The sequence below is a fragment of the Nocardia sp. NPDC059236 genome, from assembly GCF_042754085.1.
In the GTDB taxonomy this organism is placed as follows: Bacteria; Actinomycetota; Actinomycetes; order Mycobacteriales; family Mycobacteriaceae; genus Nocardia.
Map to the genome: position 1 here is coordinate 421,110 of NZ_JBHZAF010000005.1, position 17,545 is coordinate 438,654.

At 67.2% G+C, this 17,545-nt stretch carries 19 protein-coding genes and 1 pseudogene; 7 read left to right on the forward strand and 13 right to left on the reverse strand.

Features of this window, described 5'->3' with window-relative positions:
- Positions 1-8 precede the first annotated feature (8 nt).
- Positions 9-806, forward strand: coding sequence for a HugZ family protein (locus tag ACFXIV_RS16600; protein ID WP_379397138.1), 798 nt, complete (start codon positions 9-11; stop codon positions 804-806).
- Between the two features lie 29 nt (positions 807-835).
- On the opposite strand, the gene ACFXIV_RS16605 is transcribed toward ACFXIV_RS16600, so the two are convergent.
- Entirely contained in the window at positions 836-1,708 is an 873-nt protein-coding gene (locus ACFXIV_RS16605; RefSeq protein WP_379397140.1) for a class II glutamine amidotransferase, read from the reverse strand.
- Between the two features lie 111 nt (positions 1,709-1,819).
- Here ACFXIV_RS16605 and ACFXIV_RS16610 point away from each other — a divergent pair, with 111 nt between their 5' ends.
- Both ACFXIV_RS16610 and ACFXIV_RS16615 read left to right on the forward strand, forming a co-directional pair.
- The gene (locus ACFXIV_RS16610; protein WP_379397142.1) at positions 1,820-2,014 is read left to right on the forward strand and encodes a hypothetical protein; all 195 of its coding nucleotides are present in this window, start codon (positions 1,820-1,822) and stop codon (positions 2,012-2,014) included.
- Positions 2,015-2,071: 57 nt separating this feature from the next.
- The gene (locus tag ACFXIV_RS16615) at positions 2,072-2,500 is read left to right on the forward strand and encodes a nitroreductase family deazaflavin-dependent oxidoreductase (protein WP_379397144.1); all 429 of its coding nucleotides are present in this window, start codon (positions 2,072-2,074) and stop codon (positions 2,498-2,500) included.
- Positions 2,501-2,612: 112 nt separating this feature from the next.
- Here the strand turns inward: ACFXIV_RS16615 and ACFXIV_RS16620 are convergent, their stop codons facing one another.
- Positions 2,613-3,830, reverse strand: coding sequence for an epoxide hydrolase family protein (locus tag ACFXIV_RS16620; protein WP_379397146.1), 1,218 nt, complete (start codon positions 3,828-3,830; stop codon positions 2,613-2,615).
- A gap of 23 nt (positions 3,831-3,853) precedes the next feature.
- Between ACFXIV_RS16620 and ACFXIV_RS16625 the strand changes: the two genes are divergently transcribed.
- Positions 3,854-5,077 (forward strand): site-specific integrase, encoded by a 1,224-nt coding sequence (locus tag ACFXIV_RS16625; protein ID WP_379397148.1) that lies wholly within the window; start codon positions 3,854-3,856, stop codon positions 5,075-5,077.
- On the opposite strand, the gene ACFXIV_RS16630 is transcribed toward ACFXIV_RS16625, so the two are convergent.
- Positions 5,058-5,243 carry a hypothetical protein gene (locus tag ACFXIV_RS16630; RefSeq protein WP_379397150.1) on the reverse strand — a complete coding sequence of 62 codons (186 nt, stop codon included), beginning with the start codon at positions 5,241-5,243 and terminating at the stop codon, positions 5,058-5,060. The genes ACFXIV_RS16625 and ACFXIV_RS16630 overlap by 20 nt on opposite strands.
- Before the next feature lie 424 nt (positions 5,244-5,667).
- On the opposite strand from ACFXIV_RS16630, the gene ACFXIV_RS16635 reads away from it, so the two are divergent.
- Both ACFXIV_RS16635 and ACFXIV_RS16640 read left to right on the forward strand, forming a co-directional pair.
- Entirely contained in the window at positions 5,668-6,195 is a 528-nt protein-coding gene (locus ACFXIV_RS16635; protein ID WP_379397152.1) for a nuclear transport factor 2 family protein, read from the forward strand.
- On the forward strand, positions 6,192-6,788 hold the full coding sequence (locus tag ACFXIV_RS16640) for a TetR/AcrR family transcriptional regulator (protein WP_379397154.1): 597 nt from the start codon (positions 6,192-6,194) through the stop codon (positions 6,786-6,788). The genes ACFXIV_RS16635 and ACFXIV_RS16640 overlap by 4 nt, the downstream gene beginning before the upstream one ends.
- A gap of 943 nt (positions 6,789-7,731) precedes the next feature.
- On the opposite strand, the gene ACFXIV_RS16645 is transcribed toward ACFXIV_RS16640, so the two are convergent.
- From ACFXIV_RS16645 to ACFXIV_RS16680, 8 genes and pseudogenes are all read right to left on the reverse strand, one after another.
- The gene (locus tag ACFXIV_RS16645; protein ID WP_379397156.1) at positions 7,732-8,148 is read right to left on the reverse strand and encodes a hypothetical protein; all 417 of its coding nucleotides are present in this window, start codon (positions 8,146-8,148) and stop codon (positions 7,732-7,734) included.
- Between the two features lie 263 nt (positions 8,149-8,411).
- Positions 8,412-9,143 carry an AAA family ATPase gene (locus tag ACFXIV_RS16650; RefSeq protein WP_379397157.1) on the reverse strand — a complete coding sequence of 244 codons (732 nt, stop codon included), beginning with the start codon at positions 9,141-9,143 and terminating at the stop codon, positions 8,412-8,414.
- A gap of 103 nt (positions 9,144-9,246) precedes the next feature.
- On the reverse strand, positions 9,247-10,446 hold the full coding sequence (locus ACFXIV_RS16655) for an IS110 family transposase (protein WP_379421284.1): 1,200 nt from the start codon (positions 10,444-10,446) through the stop codon (positions 9,247-9,249).
- A gap of 38 nt (positions 10,447-10,484) precedes the next feature.
- The gene (locus ACFXIV_RS16660) at positions 10,485-11,693 is read right to left on the reverse strand and encodes an IS110 family transposase (protein WP_379405640.1); all 1,209 of its coding nucleotides are present in this window, start codon (positions 11,691-11,693) and stop codon (positions 10,485-10,487) included.
- 226 nt (positions 11,694-11,919) lie between these two features.
- Positions 11,920-12,612: a Mu transposase C-terminal domain-containing protein gene (locus ACFXIV_RS16665; protein ID WP_379405638.1), complete on the reverse strand. Its 693-nt coding sequence runs from the start codon at positions 12,610-12,612 to the stop codon at positions 11,920-11,922.
- Positions 12,609-12,842, reverse strand: a complete 234-nt coding sequence (locus ACFXIV_RS16670) for a helix-turn-helix domain-containing protein (protein ID WP_379421286.1) — start codon at positions 12,840-12,842, stop codon at positions 12,609-12,611. Before ACFXIV_RS16670 ends, ACFXIV_RS16665 begins: the two co-directional genes overlap by 4 nt.
- Positions 12,843-12,851: 9 nt before the next feature.
- A pseudogene (locus tag ACFXIV_RS16675) lies at positions 12,852-13,198 on the reverse strand (recombinase family protein); the annotation flags it as partial.
- Positions 13,199-13,462: 264 nt separating this feature from the next.
- Positions 13,463-14,101, reverse strand: a complete 639-nt coding sequence (locus ACFXIV_RS16680) for a hypothetical protein (RefSeq protein WP_379405636.1) — start codon at positions 14,099-14,101, stop codon at positions 13,463-13,465.
- An 865-nt stretch (positions 14,102-14,966) separates the two neighbouring features.
- On the opposite strand from ACFXIV_RS16680, the gene ACFXIV_RS16685 reads away from it, so the two are divergent.
- On the forward strand, positions 14,967-15,179 hold the full coding sequence (locus ACFXIV_RS16685) for a DUF3592 domain-containing protein (RefSeq protein WP_379405634.1): 213 nt from the start codon (positions 14,967-14,969) through the stop codon (positions 15,177-15,179).
- A gap of 31 nt (positions 15,180-15,210) precedes the next feature.
- On the opposite strand, the gene ACFXIV_RS16690 is transcribed toward ACFXIV_RS16685, so the two are convergent.
- Together ACFXIV_RS16690 and ACFXIV_RS16695 are read right to left on the reverse strand one after the other, a co-directional pair.
- Positions 15,211-15,948: an Imm52 family immunity protein gene (locus ACFXIV_RS16690; RefSeq protein WP_379405633.1), complete on the reverse strand. Its 738-nt coding sequence runs from the start codon at positions 15,946-15,948 to the stop codon at positions 15,211-15,213.
- A 309-nt stretch (positions 15,949-16,257) separates the two neighbouring features.
- Positions 16,258-17,499, reverse strand: a complete 1,242-nt coding sequence (locus ACFXIV_RS16695) for an IS4 family transposase (RefSeq protein ID WP_379405961.1) — start codon at positions 17,497-17,499, stop codon at positions 16,258-16,260.
- Positions 17,500-17,545: the final 46 nt, after the last annotated feature.

Genomic DNA, 17,545 nt, shown 5'->3' on the forward strand with positions numbered 1-17,545 from the left:
TGTGACGCATGGCTCTCGACCACGGCGACCCGGGCGACGCGCCCTCGACTCCCCCGCCGCTGACCCCCATCGCGAACACCACCCGGCCGTCCGCGGCGGATGAGGCCAGAACCGTTGCCGCGGCGACGAATACGGCCACCCTGGCGACCTTGTCGGCCGACGGCGGTCCCTGGGCCAGTTTCGTCACGTATGGACTGCTTGCGGGACAACCGGTCCTGTGCGTGTCCCGGATGGCCGAGCATGGCCGCAACCTGGCCGCCGATCCGCGCGCCAGCCTGTCCATCGTGACCCCGGATTTGCCGGAGGACCCGCTGGCCGGAACGCGATTGACGCTCGCCGGTGTCGCGGAACGCCCGCAGGGCGAGGAGGCGGTAGCGGCCCGCGAGGCCCACCTGGCCGCGGTCCCGGCGGCCAAGACCTACATCGACTTCAGCGATTTCACGGTGTGGGTGCTGCGTGTGCAGCGGGCCCGCTGGGTCGGCGGGTACGGTCGCATGGATTCCGCGACCGCCGACGAATACGCGGCCGCCCAGGCCGATCCGATCATCCCGGGCGCGGCCCGCGCCATCGCACACCTCAATGGCGATCACGCGGGCGCGTTGCTGGACATGGCCCACGCCCGCGGCGGCTATCCGGACGCGACCGCCGCGGTCTGCGAACGCGCCGACCGCTTCGGCCTCGACCTGCGGGTCACCACCCCGCGTGGCATCGCGGTCACCCGCATCGGCTATCTCGCGCCGATCGACAGCATCGCCGACTTGCGTACGGCCACTGTCGATCTCGCCCGGGCCTCGCGACCCGAGTGACCGAGCGGACCATGCCGCAGCGGTGATCGTCAGTGCGCGGTCTGGGAGGCGGCGGCGGTCTCGTCGAGGTCGGCGAGCGAAAGCAGGTGGCGGGGTGGGGAATCCCGAATGATGCTGGACCGCACGTCCAGACGCCCGTTGACGTGGAGCAGTTCGCCGGAGGCGAGGAGCCGCCATCCGGGGTCGTCGTCCATGCGTTCGCTGGCGATGACGACAGCAGGATAGTCGGTCAGCGCGCCACTGCTGGTGCGAATGCCCCTACGACTATGGCTCGCGTGGTCGAGCCGCCGATCGCCCTGTGCGCCACCGGCGGCGCGCTCGAGGACATACAGGTCGTGGGTGTCGGGATAGCGCAGGGCCCACAGCTCGGTCGCGGTGGTGAGAATCAGGTTGAGCGCGTAGAGCGGCAGCCGGTCGGCGATCCAGCCGACCGCGTCGGTGATGCCCGCGGTGACATCGCCCGCATGATGGTCGATCCGGGCGGTGATCAGGGCGAAGAAGCGCTCGGAGTCGGTGTCGCCGTGGACGAGTCGGCGATAGTCACCGAGTTCGTGATCGAGCTCGTCGAGTCCCTGCAGCACCCCGTTGTGCGCGAACAGGCGCCCGTGCTGCTCGAACGGATGGGTATTGCGCGTGTTCAGCCCGCCCGTGGACGCGAAGCGGACATGCGCGACGAAGGTTTCGGATTCGCATTCGCGGGCCTCCTGCGCGAAGAGCCGATCCTCGTAGGCGGCGATCGGCTGCTTCTCCACCAGCGGCGCACCCGCGGCGGTGAAGGTGCCCAGGCCGACGCCGTCGGGTTCGCGGTGACTTTGCTGGGACAGGCTGTCGGGCGCCTCCAGCAACCAGAAGGTGGCGTGCACCCGCTGCGGCGCGGCCGAGAGTCCGAACAGACGACACATGACCAACTCCTCTCACGAGAGGCGAAGACGCGCGGACTGGACGACAGCACGGCCGGGCTGAGGGATGATTGGGCCATGTCGGACACGCCGTCGGTACTCGAGCATCATCGTATGCCCGAGCATGACGCCATGCGCCTCTCGGGCACGGTGGAAGCCATGATGTGGATCCACCGCAACTGCGTCGAGGGCGACGGTGACACCGGGCAGTCGTGTGGTCGCCGACAGCAGCTACTGGAGCTGCGGATGAAGAGCGGGTGGACCTGGCCGCTTCCGAAACCGGATGCGGAATGGCGGTTGCAGCACTGAGGCGGATTCGCCGCCGGGAGCGGAATACCCACGGCGGCAACACAGTTGATGCCGACCATGACCGACATTGCGCGTCAGCGACTGCACGAAGAAGTGATCGAGCAATTCCGGGCCGGGGGCGGACAGGTCGGCGGGCAGTTCGCCGTGCGTGATCTCCTGTTGCTGACCACCACCGGGGCCCGCACCGGGCAGGACCGTACCTGGCCGCTGGCCTATCTGCGCGACGGCGACCGCCTGGTGGTCTTCGCCGCCAATGGCGGCCGGCCGCACCGGCCGGGCTGGTATCACAACCTGGTGGCAAAACCGGCCGGGACAGTCGAGGTGGGCACCGAGACCTGGCCGGTCACCGCCGTGGTCGCGAGTGGGGACGAGCGGGCGCGGCTGTGGGACCGGCAGCTCGAGATGACGCCGTTCATGGCCGATTTCCAAGCAAAGGTGGAGTGGGAGATTCCCGTCGTCGTGCTGACCCGCACGGCCGCAGCGTGAGAATGTCGCGTTTCGCCCGATCGCGGCAAGACCCCTGACACGATTTCCGCCGGCGTTCCGTGGGGCTTGCGAGCGACCTCCCCGCAAGCCCCATCACAGCGGTGGCGGAAGGCTAGCGGAGGTCGCGGAAGGTGCGGCGGAGGTCGTCGGTCCATTCGGACGGGACCTCCCAGGGGATGAAGTGGCCACCGTGATCGTGGGCGGTCACATTCACGAGGTGGTACCAGGCGCCGCGGTCGCTGTCGCGGAACTGCTGGGCGCGTTGGGCAGTGGTGACGCCGGGCGGGTTCTCGTGGGCGACGAAGGTGAGGCCGGTGGGGGCCTCGATCACGGGCCAGCGGTCGTGGGACGGGGTCCAGGGGTAGCGATTGTGGTTGGCGTAGAGGCGCATCGAGCTGCCGATGCAGTTGGTGGCCCAGTAGATGGTCGCGTGGGTCAATACCTCGTCTTTGCTGAACACGGATTCGAAGTCGCCGCCGCGGTGGTCGCTCCAGCGCATCCAGCGCTCCAGGATCCAGGCCAGCATGCCCGCGGGTGAATCCGACAGGCCGTGCGCCAGGGTGGCGGGGGCGAGCATCTGGGCGGACAGGTGAACCGCGAATCGCTTCTCCAGCTCGATGATTCGCGCGTGCACGTCGCCGGGCAGGCCCTCGGGAATCGGGCGGCCGCCGGTGACGTCCCAGGCGCGTTCGCCGTTGAACATGTCCAGGCGCTGACCGGAGCCGATATGGATCGCGTAGAGGGCGTCGGCGTATTTGTGGCCGAGCTGGCCGGTGACCAGGGCGCCGACATCGCATCCGGCGGCGGCGTAGGTGCGATGGCCCAGCACATCGGTCATGAGGGTGTGCCAGAGGTCGGCGATCTTCCAGAAGTTCAGATCCGGGCGCGACGGGATCGGGGTGGAGAAGCCGAAACCGGGTAGTGAGGGAACGATGACCTCGAACCCGTCGGCGGGATCACCGCCGTGCGCCGCCGGATCGGCCAGCGGGTCGATCACTTTGGACCAGTGCCAGAAGGTCCAGGGCCAGCCGTGGGTGAGGATGAGCGGGATCGGGTTGTCGCCGACGCCGGGTTTACGCAGGAAGTGGATCGGGACGCCGTCCACCTCGACGCGGTAGTGCTCGTAGGCGTTCATGGCCTTTTCCTGTGCACGCCAATCGAAGTCGGTACGCCAGTGGTCGACCAGGTCGCGCAGGTAGGCGGTTGGCACGCCGTAGTGGCCGTCGGCATTGCCGTCGTCGTCGAACCAGCGGCTCCGGGTCAGGCGCTGCCGGAGGTCGTCGAGGATGTCGTCGGACACGTGAATCGGGGTCTGCTGCAACGGGAGCACATATTCAATCTAGGGTCGGGGACATGCCAGATCCGACGGAGGTCACCGAGCCGGTGGAACAGGCCGCGGTGATCGCGGTGCCCGACGAGGTGCGCGGCGAATTGCGGCGCGGGGTACGCAGTGTGCTGGTGGACGCGGCGGCGCTGCGGCTGGTGCGCGATCGCTTCGACGAGGTGCAGGCCGGATCGCTGCGGCGGTATCTCGAGGCGTCGCAGTCGGCGAATACCTTGCGCGCGTACCGGACCGACTGGATCGCGTGGGCGGCCTGGTGCGCGGCGGAAACGCGGCAGGCACTACCGGCGGACGCCCTGGATGTGGCGGTGTATCTGGCCGCGGCGGCGGACGCACGGCGGGAGAACGGCGAATGGGCCTTCAGCGCCGCCACTTTGGAGCGCAAGGCCGCGGCGCTGGCCGCCGTGCACGCCGCCAACGGATTGCCCTCCCCCACCCGCGCCGACGTGGTGCGGCTGACCCTGCGCGGCATCCGCCGCACCCGGCGCACCCGTCCCAAGCGGAAGCGGCCGGTGCTGCTGCACACCCTCGATCAGCTGCTGAACGAGTTGCCGGCCGCGCAGTGGCCCACCGAACCGGCCCGCCGCCGCGACACCCTGCTGTTGCTGGTCGGATTCGCGGGGGCGCTGCGCCGCAGTGAGATCGCCGCGCTGCGGGTCGCCGATGTCGCTGTCACCACCGACCACACCACCGGCGAGCCGCTGCTGCTGATCCAGCTGCCCGCCACCAAGACCGACGCCACCGGTGTCAACGAACAACGCGTCGCCCTGCCCCGCGGCCAGCGCCCGCACACCTGCCCCGTCTGCGCCTTCGCCGACTGGACCCGCCTGCGCGAGGCGCACGCCGCCACCGACCTGCGCGCCTGGCTCGACGCCACCCCACCGCCCGACCCCCGCATCCACCGCTGCCACGGCTTCACCGGCACCACCCTGACCGACCCGAATCTGCCGCTGTTCCCGGCCATTTCACGCCACGGCGGCATCGCCACCACCGCCATGTCCGGCCGCGCGGTCGCCGAACTCGTCAAGCGCTACGCCGCCCGCGCCGGCCTCGACCCCACCCTCTTCTCCGGGCACTCCCTGCGCGCCGGCTTCGCCACCCAGGCCGCCCTCGGCGGCGCCAGCGACCGCGAGATCATGCGCCAGGGCCGCTGGTCCAACCCCCGCACCGTCCACGGCTACATCCGCACGGCAAATCCTTTGGAAGACAACGCCGTCACCAAGCTGGGCCTGTAGAGCCCCGATCGGGTACGAGTTCTGCGATCGTGGACTCCAACCAGGCGCGGTCCGCGCGGCTGGTTGCCGCAGCGAGGGTGAGCATGCCCTTGCGGAATCGGTCGGTCATATCGGCAACGCGCAGGGGCTTGCCGTCGGCATAGAAGTAGCTGGCTGGGCCGTCCATGAAGTGCAGGCGCGGAGGAGGACTCGAGCCTGGTCAGCCGGATCGGGTAGGCGGCCGAGGAAGGCGAGCAGTACCAGAAATGAATTGCGGTCGGTGATCTCGACCTCGTGCAGAAGATCCGGCTCGACGACACGCCTCGGGCCCATCGCAAGGACCTATACCGAGCGGGGCCGGTTTCCGCGCGGGCGGGCTGAAATCCCTGATGCCGCAGTCGATTACATCGCGCGCCAGGTGGATGTGGAACGGACCGAGATCGCCATGGGGCACCTGGTTCGTCGACGCAACCTCACTTAGAGAGACGGCCGAACAACGACGTTCCGGCTGTTGCGGCCATCGCTCGGCGTGGGGTGGACGGTTGACCTCTTCAGCCCATGTGCTATATATTATGCCATATAGCATAATACGTTGGGCTGGAGGGGTTCTCGTGAAATCCACACCTGTCGACCATCGTCCCTTTCCTGAACGGGTGCGCGACCCGGGGCACTGGGTAGAGCTGTTCACCGCGGCCTTCGCCGCCGGTCGTTTCGATGCGGTGGCCGACCTGGCCCTGGTGACGCATCCGGATTACGTTGCGGTGCAGCCGGGAACTCCACCGGCGGTGGGGCCGGCGGGGCTGCTCGACTTCTTCGCGCGGGTCTACGCGTTGGCTCCGGACATGCGTGGAGAGGTCCTCGCGGCCAATGTGTTCGACGGTGGCGTGTACATCGAGGTGCGGCTCACCGGGACCGTCGGTGGCAGGCCGTTGACGTGGGATGCCTGCGACCGCTTCTGGTTCGAGGACGGTCTGGTGCGCGGCCGGGTGACCTACCTGGATCCTCTGCCTCTCTTCGCCGCGATCGCGTTGCGACCCCGGGGTTGGGGCCGCTGGTGGAGGTCGGGGCTCGGCTTTCCCGCGCGCGGCATCTCCGCACAGCTCGATCCCCGCCGGACCCTGACCGGACGGCAGCGATGAGCCCACGCCGTTCCGATGCGCGCGAACGCATGCTGACCAGCGCCATCGCCCTGATCCGCCGCGCCGGTGCGTCGGGCACCAGTCTCGATGAGATCCTCGCCCACAGCGGCGCACCACGCGGCTCGCTGTACCACCACTTCCCTGGCGGACGTGACCAACTCATCCAGGAGGCGGTCGATATCGCCGGAGGCGGTATCGACCGAATCCTCGGCGATGCCGGCGAACGCAGCCTGGTCGAGGTCTTCGATTCTTTCGCCGGCGCCTGGCGCGAAACCCTGATCTCCGGCGAATTCCGTTCGGGCTGCCCCATATTGGCGGCCGCCATCGAATCCGCCGACCGCACACCGGGTGTGGTCGACGCAGCCGGCCGGGCCTTCACAGCCTGGCGCACCGCCTTGGAGTCGGTGCTGCGCGACCACGGCGCGGCACCGGCCAGAGCCCGACGCTTGTCGAACCTAGCGGTGGCAGCGATCGAAGGCGCAGTGGTGCTCAGTCGCGTCGATGGGTCGATCGACCCGGTCGACGACGTGATCCACTCCCTACGCCCCCTGTTCATCGATGTAACCGAGCCCGACCAGCCGGGCCCGCGCTGACCGCGTGCTACCCGTCCAGGCCGTCGTCATATGTTGGCGCCCGAATCGTCAAGCCCCGCATCGACCTTCCGCCAGGGTCGGTGGTCGTGATCGACGAACCCGGCGGCGCGACGTTGGCGCTGTGGCAGCGACAGAGGTGAGGCGGTCCCAGTCACTGCCCCGGCTCGCGCTCGGCGGATAGGTAACCAGGTCCCGGGGCAGCACCAACATGCCAAGGCGGTCGGCACCGAGACCGCGCAGGAATCCCAGCTTCTCGACCTCCGCCTTCACCGCGCTCGCCGAGGCCTCCACCGGGCCAGTCGACAACCACCGCAACCGCGACATCCCCAGCAACGCATCGACAACCAAGCAGCCCAACGCGTACCTGATCGGCGCAAACCTGACCAAAGCACGATGTACCAAAACCACACAATGGCCGGACGGATTCGTTCCGCCGCAGTGATCCAGGCCTTCGATCGCGTTCGGAAAACGATGGCCTAGCGCAGCGGCGCTACGAGATATCACCTCCTCCTGTGGTGCAACCGGGAGATGGTGGGAGGAGGCACAGCAGGAGAGCTGCGATGAAGTTCAGGGCCCCGGCCGACCCGCTGGAAGAGCCGGTCTCTGCGACCGGGGCGGCTGGAGCGTCGTGGACGGGGAGCGGCGCGGCCACCGCCTGTCCGGCTCCGATGGTCAATGCCATGGCAATGCCAACTGCCGCAATGAGAGTTCGCATGCGGGAAACCCTTCGATCGAGCGTGCGGCCGAACATCTCGGCCCACCGCCGGAGAGTTAATTATTTCCATTTCAAAACATCCGGCGGATTTCGCGTGCACTGCGCTGACATACAGCGCATACCAACAGGTCGGCCTTCTCAACCGGTCGGTGCCCGATCGTGGCCTATTGATGATGAGGCCGATACGGCCCATGTGGTCCGGTCGATGGAGGCGCGGGCCGCGTTTTGTCAGCTGGCCGAGCCTGTGGGGAACAGATTCGAGGATCCGGTGTCGCCGACCTTCGTGATGTCGACGGTGATGGTTTTGGTCGATGCGCCCTGGGTCGCGGTGAAGGTGTAGGTGCCCGTGGTGGTGGGCGTCCAGTTGTATGTCAGCCAGATGCTGCCGTTGTCGGTCCTCGCGACCAGGCGGCCGTTGAGGGTCAGTGATGCGGGGGTGTGCTGGTCCTCACCTACCAACCAGGCGCCGACCAGGCAATCTTTCCCCGTGGTGGTGCAGGGGACGAGGTTGCCTATCTCGGGGGCGCCAACCTGGGTCTCGGCGGTGAAATCGCCGATTGCCGCCGATGCCGGGGGCGCAAGGAGTGCGGGGAAGAACAGTGCGCCTGCGGCGATCGCGGTCAGGGGTGCCAGTCGGTTGATCAAGGTTTCCTCCCCGAGCGGGGCCCGGATTTCGCCGGACCCCATATGAAATGCAGTTGTTTCATATTGGGGTGGGGTGGAAGGGGTGTCAAGGCAAAGGAATTGGGGGGTGCTCGAACCGCGCTCGACATAGGTTCTTTGCCCGAGGTGCGGACGCGGCGACCCAAGCCGAGGTGTTCGGAAAACGATCGTTCGCCGAACCCGAACACGACCTGCGGACTGCGAGCGTTTGACTCGCAGCGATGGGTGGCGGTGTTTTCGTAGGGTCAGGTGGCGCCGATGACGAGGGTGCTGCGGGCGGTTTCGACGACGTCGGCGGTGATGGTGTGGAGTTCGTTGATCTCGACGGCTTGGGCGTCGGTGAAGTCGTCGGCGTCGAGTTCGAGGCCGAGTTTGTGCCAGTGGCGGGTCAGGACGAAGGTGAGTTCTTCGCCGGTCAGGGGCCGGTAGTGGTGGGCGAAGCCAACGCGGCTGTAGAGCTGCGGGTAGCGGGAGAAGGTCTTCTCGATGCCGGGCATCCCGATGAACAGCAGGCCGTGGTGGCCGCGGTCGTACTGGTCGCGCAGCAGTTCGATGGCGGTGGCCGACAGGCGTTCGGATTCGTCGATGACGACCAGTTCGACGTTGTCACCGATCCTGCTGTCGCGTCGGCTGTGGTCGTGCTGGTCGATGCAGATGTTGACCCGGCTGTGCCGGAGCTTGAGGTCGTCGCGTAGTTGCCGCACGGGCGCGGCAACAATCGGGGTGTAGAGCACGGTGCGGGCGTCGTCGAGTGCGGCATAGACGTCGTGGTCGGATTCGGCGCGCGGGCCCCAGGTCCGCAGCAGGGGTTCGGCGGTGTCCCATCGCGCATAGTGCGTGGCGGAGAGGGTTTTGCCGATTCCTGCTGGGCCGTAACAGATTCCGATGGTCTGCTCGCGTTTGACGACGTCGGCGAACTCGACGAACCGGCGGTGTTCCTTGGTGGCGATGAACGGCCAGTTCCGTGGCGTGGGCATGGATGCTCCTATGGATGTCAAGTGGTGGGCAGTGGGGTGTTTGTCGTGATGAGCTGATAGATCTCGCGGGCGAGGTAGCGTTTGAGTCCCTTGAGTCAAGTCCTCATGCTGTAAGTCGTTGTGCGGCGTGATGGTTGCTTGGGTTGTAGGGGGTGCCGTGGTGCCAGCAGGCCCAGATGACGCGGAGCCAGGCGCGGGCAACGATGCGGGTGGCGTGAGGATTGCGTTTGCCGCGTGCACGGGCGTTTGTGTAAAGCTGCGCGGCCCAGGGTGATTGCATTCGGGCGTTGTGGGCGAAAGCGGTGATGGCTTTGCGGGCCCGGGTGTTAGCTGCCCAGCGGAAATAGACGCCACTGGTCTTGCCAGAGGCCTTGGTGACCGGGGTGACGCCGCATTCGGCGCCGGCTTGGTCGATGGTGTCAACGCGGTCGAGGATCGGACCGACCTCGGCGAGCAACTGGGCCAGGTTGATCGTGCCCACGCCGGGCAGCTCGGCCAGCAGTCTGGCTCGGGGGTGCTGATCGACGCGATGTTTGATCAGGGCTTCCAGTTCTGCGATGGCGGCTTGGATGCCGCGCAAGAGCCGCACTTGGGTTCCGATCATCATCGCCAGAGTGTCGGTGGGCAGTTGGGCAGCCGGAACGGCGGCGGCGCGTAACCGGGCCAGCAGCTGTGAGGCGGGTTTGCCGCCGCGGTAGGAGTGCCGGCGTAAGAATGCGGCCATGCGGGCCTCGCCGAGCCGGGCAGCCGAATGGGGCGTGGGGTAATCGGTGAGGAAGGCCAAAGCGATGGGTGAGGCCAGCGAGCGGAACAGGTCTTTGGGGCCTGGCCAGTAGGTGTCGAGCAGGGCTGCGAGCTGGTTGATCGCGGTGGTGCGGGCCTGGACTTGATCGTCTCGGAGTCGGATCAGTGCCTGCAGCTCGCGCAAGCCGGCATCGACCGGGTCGAGTTGGCGCAGCCGGTGTCCGTCTGTGCGCAGGTAGTCGGCGAGTTTGTAGCTGTCGCCGGGATCGGATTTGGCGCCCGAGGCTCCCCATCGGGGTCGCGCGGCATGAAATGCGTTCGGGTGCACTGGAACCACCGGATGTCCGGCGGCCAGCAACCGGTCGACGATCAGCCCACCGGTCCGCTCGATGATCACCGGCAGGTCGGTGGGATCTCCATGACGCGCCAAACGGGCCAGCGTCGAGGTCCACGCCTGCTCGGTGTGGCTGAACGCCCAGCGGTCCAGGACGTGACCGCGGTCGTCGATGACAGTCACGTCGTGAGTCTTGCTCGCCCAATCCCAGCCGACGAACGGCATACACAGTCTCCCAAGGGGTTTCGCTGGTCAGGCCCTGGTCAGTCGAGGCTCCGCGCCGGTTCCTCATTGTTCGGCCCTCGATGGGGCATGTCCCTGATGTCAGTCATCGGAGCCTCGGCGCACCAGGAGTGGCAGTACTCAAACTGGCCGTCCATGCGGCGCGGCAACGTGGCCATCTCCTGATGCTGACCGAGGACCACGATCCGATCGTCGGACCGCGAGATCAATACTCGCCCAATGAGGCAGCGGATGATTTCCTTTTTGGACATGCCCTCTTTGGTGCGTCGTTCGACGTAGGCGCGGGTGCGGGGGTCCCAGCGCATGCGGCAGAGCGTGACGCGGTAGAGCGCAGCGTTGGCGTGGCGGTCGCCGCCGCGGTTGAGCCGATGCCGGTTGGTCTTGCCCGAGGACGCGGGGATCGGGGCTACGCCGCAGAGCATGGCGAACGCGGCTTCGGAACGGATCCGGTGGTGGTTCTCCCCGGCGGTGACCAGCAGTTGCCCGGCGGTGTCGGTGCCGATGCCGTTGGCCGCGACCAGGTTCGGGTTGATGGCGGTCACCAGTGGAGTGAGCAGCTCGTCGAGTTCGGTGATCTCGGTCGAGAGCTGCTGGTGGCGCCGCGCCAGGCAGCGCAGGGCGATCATGGCAGCGGTCCGGGGGGTCGCGGCGTCGGCGTGATCGGGGTCGAAACCGGCGCAGGTGGTGATCAGTTTGCTCACCGGCAGCCCACGCAACTGCTGGCGTAATTCCTCGGGCGCGGTGATGATCAGCGTTTTGATGCGGCGTTGAGCATCGGCGCGCTGGTCGACCGCCGAACGGCGAGCGACGCGCAGATTGCGTAACGCTTCGACGCGGCCGTCGCGTTGTTTCGGTGTGCCGGTGCGGTTTTCGGCCAGGGCTGTCCTCGCCGCCTGGATGGCGTCGATCGGATCGGACTTGCCCTGGGAACGGCGGGTCTTGCGGTCGGGGCGATCGACCTCCACGACCGGAATGTGGTGCTCGCGCAGTATCCGGGCCAATCCCGCACCGTAGACACCGGTGCCTTCCACCCCGACCCGGATCAACCGGCCGAACCCTCGCATCCAATCCACCAGTGCCGCATAGCCTGTCGCGTCGGCGGCGAAGACAGCGGTCCCCAGGACCCGGCCCACGGTGTCGAGCACGGCCGCGGTGTGGGTGTCCTTATGGGTATCGACACCGCCGGCTACCTCGCTGGCCGCGGTGTGTTCGTGTGTAATGGAGGGCATCGTCGTCCTGTTACGCGTGAGAGTGGGCAGGGCGGCACGCACCAGCCGGGCACGCGGACAAGACAGAGATGGGGCCTCTGGCCAGGCTCCTATGAAGTCACAACGCCACACCCAGTGAGTGCACACGAGCACCTCCCACCCGGGCCGACAGATCCCGTTGAGGACCCCAGGTCAGTCAGTCCTTGGGTCAGACCCGGAGGGGAGGTGCTCGTCTACATCCTCTCTGTCAGTCCTCGAGGTAGGCCCGAAGCGGGGGCACCGCTGAGGATTTCGCTAGTTTCGGCACGCGTTCGGGTGCGGGCAGGTAGTCGGTGACCACGGTGATGCGTTCGTTGATCTGGTCGCGGACCCGGCGCCGGAAGGCGCGGCGGGCAGCCTGGATGTCCTCGAGTCCGATGGTGTCGCCGGCGTGATCAGGGCTGACGGCCTTGCACAGGAAGCGGTCGCGGTGGAAGACGCGGATCTCGGTGATGTCGCGCGGGTCGTAGCGGGCGGTGACCGGTTCGCGGACGTAGGCGGCGAGGGTGGGGTGTAGGTAGCGCAGGCCTTGGAAGTGGATGCCGTCGCGGTGCACGATCCTCGGGGTGGCGACCTGGACCAGCAGCAGGTCGAGGTGTTCGAGGTCCTCGGGCATCCGTGGCAGCCATCCGTCGGCGATCCAGGATTGCTGTGGGGTGGTACCTATTTCGGAGTGTGTGCGCCAGCGGGTCGATCGGCGTCGCGATGGCGCCAATCCGGCCAGGCCTGCGTCCCGGTAGCGGTGCAGCCATCGCTGCGCGGTCCGCAGTGGCACGCCCGCATGTGCTGCGGAGCGGGTGAGGGGCACACCGTCGTCGAGGTGCGGGCGCAGGATCTCGTAACGACGCATCGCCTGGCGGCGGTCCGCGTCGGTCAGTTCGGTCAATCCGACTGCGGTCACGCCTCCATTTTCGGTGCGGCAGCGGACAAATGGCGGTAAATGGTGGGGCGGGTGACCCCGAACTCGGCGGCGATCTGCTCGACGGTGTAGCGCCGCTTGCCACGCTCGTCGAGTTCGTCGTACATCTGGCGCGCCAGATACACCTGCCGGGGGCCGAGTTTGGGTTTCTGGCCGCCGGTGCGGCCGCGGGCGCGGGCCGCGGCCAGGCCGTCGCGGGTGCGTTCGGACATCAGGGCGTGCTCGAATTCGGCTATGGCGCCGAGGATCTGGAAGAACATCCGCCGACAGCGGTGGAGGTGTCGATGCCCTGATCCAGCACCACCAGATCCACGCCGCGGTCCTGCAATGTCTTGGACAGTTCGATGAGGTGCTCGAGGGAACGGCCGAGCCGATCGAGCTTGGTCACCACCAGTTGATCTTTGCGCCGGTTGGCCACCAGCAGCGCCTTACTCAACTCCGGGCGGGAGGCGAGCTTCCCCGAGGCCTTGTCGATGAAGATCTGCTCGCAGCCGGCCGCGGTGAGTGCGTCGTGCTGGGCCTCGGGATGCTGATCACGGGTAGAGACCCGCCCATAGCCGATTCGCATGCGGCGCAGTGTATTGCGAACCCCCGACAGGTTGACACTGGCGCGTACACGGCGACCTTTACAGATTTGACGGGATACGACCTACGGGAATCTTCAGCACCCCAAAGTGTCTCGTGAACGTTCGTTCGCGGACGCTGATACCAGCTGCCCATGCCGTCGCGCTCGCCTTTCCAGATCAGGCGAACGTCATGTAGTGCCGAATAGCATGTGGCAGAAGCTTCCCGATCAGACCTTGGTTCCTGACTAGCAGGCTGATCGTCGAGTTCACCGGGCTCGCTCGTACTCCGGGCCGTCGCAACGTTCGAGCCACCACCATCCGCCCGCCAACTCCATGGTGGGGCACAAGGGAATTCCGAATCCGTTGTACGGCCTCGGCTCCGGCGTGCCGACGAAGTGCCCGTAACCGTAGGTGTCCTCGAAGACGTCGACGTAGTCGGCGGCGTACCGGACCGGTGCTCCATTGCTGTAACCGAGGTTCGCGATCCGGCAGTTCGGCGCCACGACGCACAAATGACTCGGTAGCTCGACACCGTAGAGATCACCTTCGCCGTGCTTGGGCACCTCCACCGTGGCCGCCGCGGCGAACGCAGGATACTCGAGCCAGAACCGCGCCCACCCGCTGGCCTTGGTATCGACGAACAGGAACAACGACCCGCTGACACCCACGACCGCCAGTGCCGCGGTGGCCACCGCCAGCCCCTGGGAACCACTGCGAGTAACACGCCGCAGCAACACCACGAACACGATGGCCAGGATCAGATAACCGAAGGCGAACAACGGCAGGTACAGGACCCCGATCCAGTACAAGAAGAGCTCGGCGTGCAGTGTCACGACAATCGAAACCACGACCGGCGCGGCGGCCACTCCCAGCCCCAGAACCGAACTGCGCTTTTCAGACGGCATCCTGGAAACCTATCCGGACGATGTGCAGAATCCGCGTGAGAAATGTGCGGATTCCGTGTGCCTCCCGGCACGACCCGCCACCTGCCACCCATACCGTCACCCTCCCGCATCGGTGAACATCCGGGTTCGGCCGTCCCGCGTCTGCGCATCGGGCACGCGCGTAGCCCAGAAATCGTTCCCATGGCGTCGTCGAAACCGCCCGCAGCACTCTCGTCATCGGCGCCACCTGACAACGCGAAAGACCGCCATCTATCGGCGCGAGTCACAACGCGCGCGGCTGGTCGGTCGTGTTCGGGTTCGTCAGACGATGGTTTTCCGAACACGAATGCTCGGGCACGGTACGCGAATCGAGGATGGGGGTCGGGTGGTGTCGTGTGTAGGAGCATTACCGATTGCCGAGTGGGCGCGGCTAGGCTCGGATCGTGTCGAAAGTGGTTGGGGTATGAGCGAATTGGAGTCGGACTTGCTGACACTGCGGGACCGGCGGGCGGTGGCGCGAGAGCCGGGTGCGCCGGCCCGGTCACCGAGCGCGGCCAGTTGCTCGAACTCGGCCCGCCACAGCAGTGGGGTGCTGACAGCGCCTGTAACGCACGCCCGGATCGGGTTCGTTGACTCGATCATGGCCGAGTAGAGGATTGGGAGCGCTCCATGCAGTTCCTGCCCGGCGGTGTGTCCACGTTCCTGCTGCTGTTCAGCCTGTTCCTCGGCGCGTTCGCGATCCGTTCGGCGCTGCGCCTGTTCCGGGTGCTGTGGCTGGTGCGACACGGCGAACGCGCCGAGGGGCGGTGCGTGGAGCGCCGGATAGTCGAGCGGCCGGACATGGAGCGCAGCTACGCCACCGAGTACGTCTTCGCGTTCCACACCCGTGACGGCCGACCATGCCCCGGGCCCGTTCGGCGTGGCGGTCGGGGCGCCGGTCCGGGTCAGTTACGACCCGGCGGACCCGGCGGCGAACGCCACGGTGGCCGGGCCCGGGGCGTGGGGGCCGGTGGTGATGCCCGCGGTGTTCGCGCTCGTGCTCGGGATGTTCGCGGTGGGGTCGCTGGCGGGGTTCGCGGCGGAGCGGGGCTGGCTCTGAGGGGGCACGCTCGCTCAGCGGCACGCAGGTGTCAGAACGTGGCCCGGTCGAACGGAATCGGGAGTTTGTCCAGAGCCCCGGCAGCCCGCAGTCGTGTGTTCACCTCCAGTATCGTCTCGATGGCCGGGGCGTCCGCACCACCACGGGTGAGGTCGATGACCAGTCCACCGTGCGCGGTGCGGACGTAGGTTGCGGGCAGCCCCTCGGGTGCGAGGGCGGCACGGCCGGCGGAGAGGAAAACCGCACGGCCGCAGCGCGGGTCGCTGTTGGCCAGGTCGAACCGTTCGGCCACCGCCCGGTACTGGTGCCTGTCGTAGACCTGTCCGGCGTCGATGTCCCAGTTTTCCGCGAGCAAGCGCAGGATCTGCGGAGCGCGCCGGATCACCTGCGCGGTTTCGTCGATCTCGCGCGAGCGGAAGGCGAGTGCAACGGAGTTCACCGCGTAGCGCGAGGTACTGCCCGCGTGAATCGCCAAGGACACGTGCGCTGTAACGGGGTTCTGCGCCCACAGCGACGTCGTGTATCCGATGACGTCGAGATCGGGACCGGTGTTCGTGCGCTCGATGTACTCCGCCAGTGCGGGCACCGAGGGCTCCACCACGGGATCGGTCGGGAGGTCGGCGCCGGCCTCGTGCCATCGCTCGAACATCGAGCCGTCGATGTCCGCGAGTGCGCGCAGCGTGGCGTACCAGCGTTCGGCAATGCCCGGCACGGATTCCCCGCGTAGACCCCAGAATCCGTTAACTACGACATACAGCACGACACGCACTCCCTCAGTCCTTGGTTCGCCGCCACCATAAGACGCGGGGCCGACAGCCGGTCTCTTCTGCTTCTGGCCCTGCGTATTTCGGGTTTCGATCCGTACGGGGTTGTGAGACAATGCCGTTAACTTACGCGCCGATGTAGCAGGATCTCGGCGGTCTCTGGGTGGTTGATGTTCTTGTGCTGCACCGTTTTTCGTGGGAATTTGTGGCGTCCGGCACGTTTGGTGACTCGGGGATAGCTGCGTTGGCGGCGCGGCGGGTTGGGGCGTTCGGCGATCTCGGCGACGGCGTCGGCGGTGGTGATGGCGAGCCGGTCAGGGGGAAAAACCCGCTTGCCCGCCGACGTGGCGGCGGACAACGCGCAGGGTGCGGACGAACGACAGCCGTAGCGGATCGACCGATTCGAAGTCGGCGGTGTAGTACATGAGTTCGCGGATCGCGTAGTGGGTGGTCAGCAGGGCCCAGATCTCCTGGCGGACCATGGCCGGACTGTGTGAGCGCAGCACCCGGTAGCTGCCGCGCTGGCTGGTCTCGAGTTCGGCCAGGCTGGTTTCGAATTCCCAGCGGCAGTGGTAGGCCGCGGCCAGCTCGCCCGCGCTGGCCTGCTCGGGATCCAGCATCGTGGTGATCAGGCGGATCGGCCCGATCTGATCGCTGTCACGGTTGGTGATCTCGTAGACCACCACCCGCACCAACACGCCTTCGGTTTCGGTGTCCACGCCCGCGGCCAGACGACGGCGGTTGCGCTGACGTTCGGCCTTATCCGAGAGCCTGGCCAGATACGAGCCATCCGGGAGTTCCTGCACGACAGGCAGATTCAGCCCCGACTGCACCCGCCACAACAGATCCGCCCCGGTGGCGATGGCCTCGCGCCAGAACTCGTGACTGAAGAATCCGCGGTCGGCGAGAACGAGCATCCCGGGGTCGAAACGCTCCAGCAATACCCGCGCCAACTCCCGTTCGTCGGTCTCGACAGCCCCGATCGCGGCATCGACGATCGCGTGCGTGCCGCACTCGGCCAACCCCACGACCTTCACCTTCGGATACGGATCATCCAATGCCTGGTGGGTGCGGCCGCGGCCGAACTCGGCCTCGTTGTCGGGTGTGTCGCGAACATCCATCTGGACCCCGTCGATGGCCATCACCCGCCGCCCCGCCAGCCACGCGCCCGGAGTTCCGGCACCCGCCAGCGGCACCGCCACCCGCCGGAACAACTCCCGCACCGGCTCCTCGCCCAGGCGCACCCGCGCCTTGCACAGCGCCGCAGAGCTCGGCACCCGCCACAGGCCGTCCCAGGATCGTAGAAACCGCAGCCCGTCAACGAGTTTGCGCATCACCTCCTCGTAAGCGTCGTCAAAGAACAACGTCATCGCCAGCACGAAATACACCACCACCCGCGCCGGCAACAACCGCTGCCGCTTCTCCCGCCGACCGGTCTGCGCCACCACCTCATCGACCAGATCCCGCGACACCACCCGGGTCAGCACCCCCAGCCCGATCCGGTCGGTCAACCGCCCCACCACCTGCGTCACGACCCGGCACCCTACACCGAACACCCAGCCACACAGTCAGATTCGCTCAGACATTGCCCGCTGTCAGCAA

What these genes read in the sequence shown, in the direction of transcription:
- ACFXIV_RS16600 (WP_379397138.1), top strand. Translation starts at nt 9, where the DNA reads ATGGCTCTCGACCACGGCGACCCGGGCGACGCGCCCTCGACTCCCCCG.
- ACFXIV_RS16605 (WP_379397140.1), bottom strand. Translation starts at nt 1,708, where the DNA reads ATGTGTCGTCTGTTCGGACTCTCGGCCGCGCCGCAGCGGGTGCACGCC.
- ACFXIV_RS16610 (WP_379397142.1), top strand. Translation starts at nt 1,820, where the DNA reads ATGCCCGAGCATGACGCCATGCGCCTCTCGGGCACGGTGGAAGCCATG.
- ACFXIV_RS16615 (WP_379397144.1), top strand. Translation starts at nt 2,072, where the DNA reads ATGACCGACATTGCGCGTCAGCGACTGCACGAAGAAGTGATCGAGCAA.
- ACFXIV_RS16625 (WP_379397148.1), top strand. Translation starts at nt 3,854, where the DNA reads ATGCCAGATCCGACGGAGGTCACCGAGCCGGTGGAACAGGCCGCGGTG.
- ACFXIV_RS16630 (WP_379397150.1), bottom strand. Translation starts at nt 5,243, where the DNA reads ATGGACGGCCCAGCCAGCTACTTCTATGCCGACGGCAAGCCCCTGCGC.
- ACFXIV_RS16640 (WP_379397154.1), top strand. Translation starts at nt 6,192, where the DNA reads ATGAGCCCACGCCGTTCCGATGCGCGCGAACGCATGCTGACCAGCGCC.
- ACFXIV_RS16650 (WP_379397157.1), bottom strand. Translation starts at nt 9,143, where the DNA reads ATGCCCACGCCACGGAACTGGCCGTTCATCGCCACCAAGGAACACCGC.
- ACFXIV_RS16655 (WP_379421284.1), bottom strand. Translation starts at nt 10,446, where the DNA reads ATGCCGTTCGTCGGCTGGGATTGGGCGAGCAAGACTCACGACGTGACT.
- ACFXIV_RS16660 (WP_379405640.1), bottom strand. Translation starts at nt 11,693, where the DNA reads ATGCCCTCCATTACACACGAACACACCGCGGCCAGCGAGGTAGCCGGC.
- ACFXIV_RS16670 (WP_379421286.1), bottom strand. Translation starts at nt 12,842, where the DNA reads ATGTCCGAACGCACCCGCGACGGCCTGGCCGCGGCCCGCGCCCGCGGC.
- ACFXIV_RS16680 (WP_379405636.1), bottom strand. Translation starts at nt 14,101, where the DNA reads ATGCCGTCTGAAAAGCGCAGTTCGGTTCTGGGGCTGGGAGTGGCCGCC.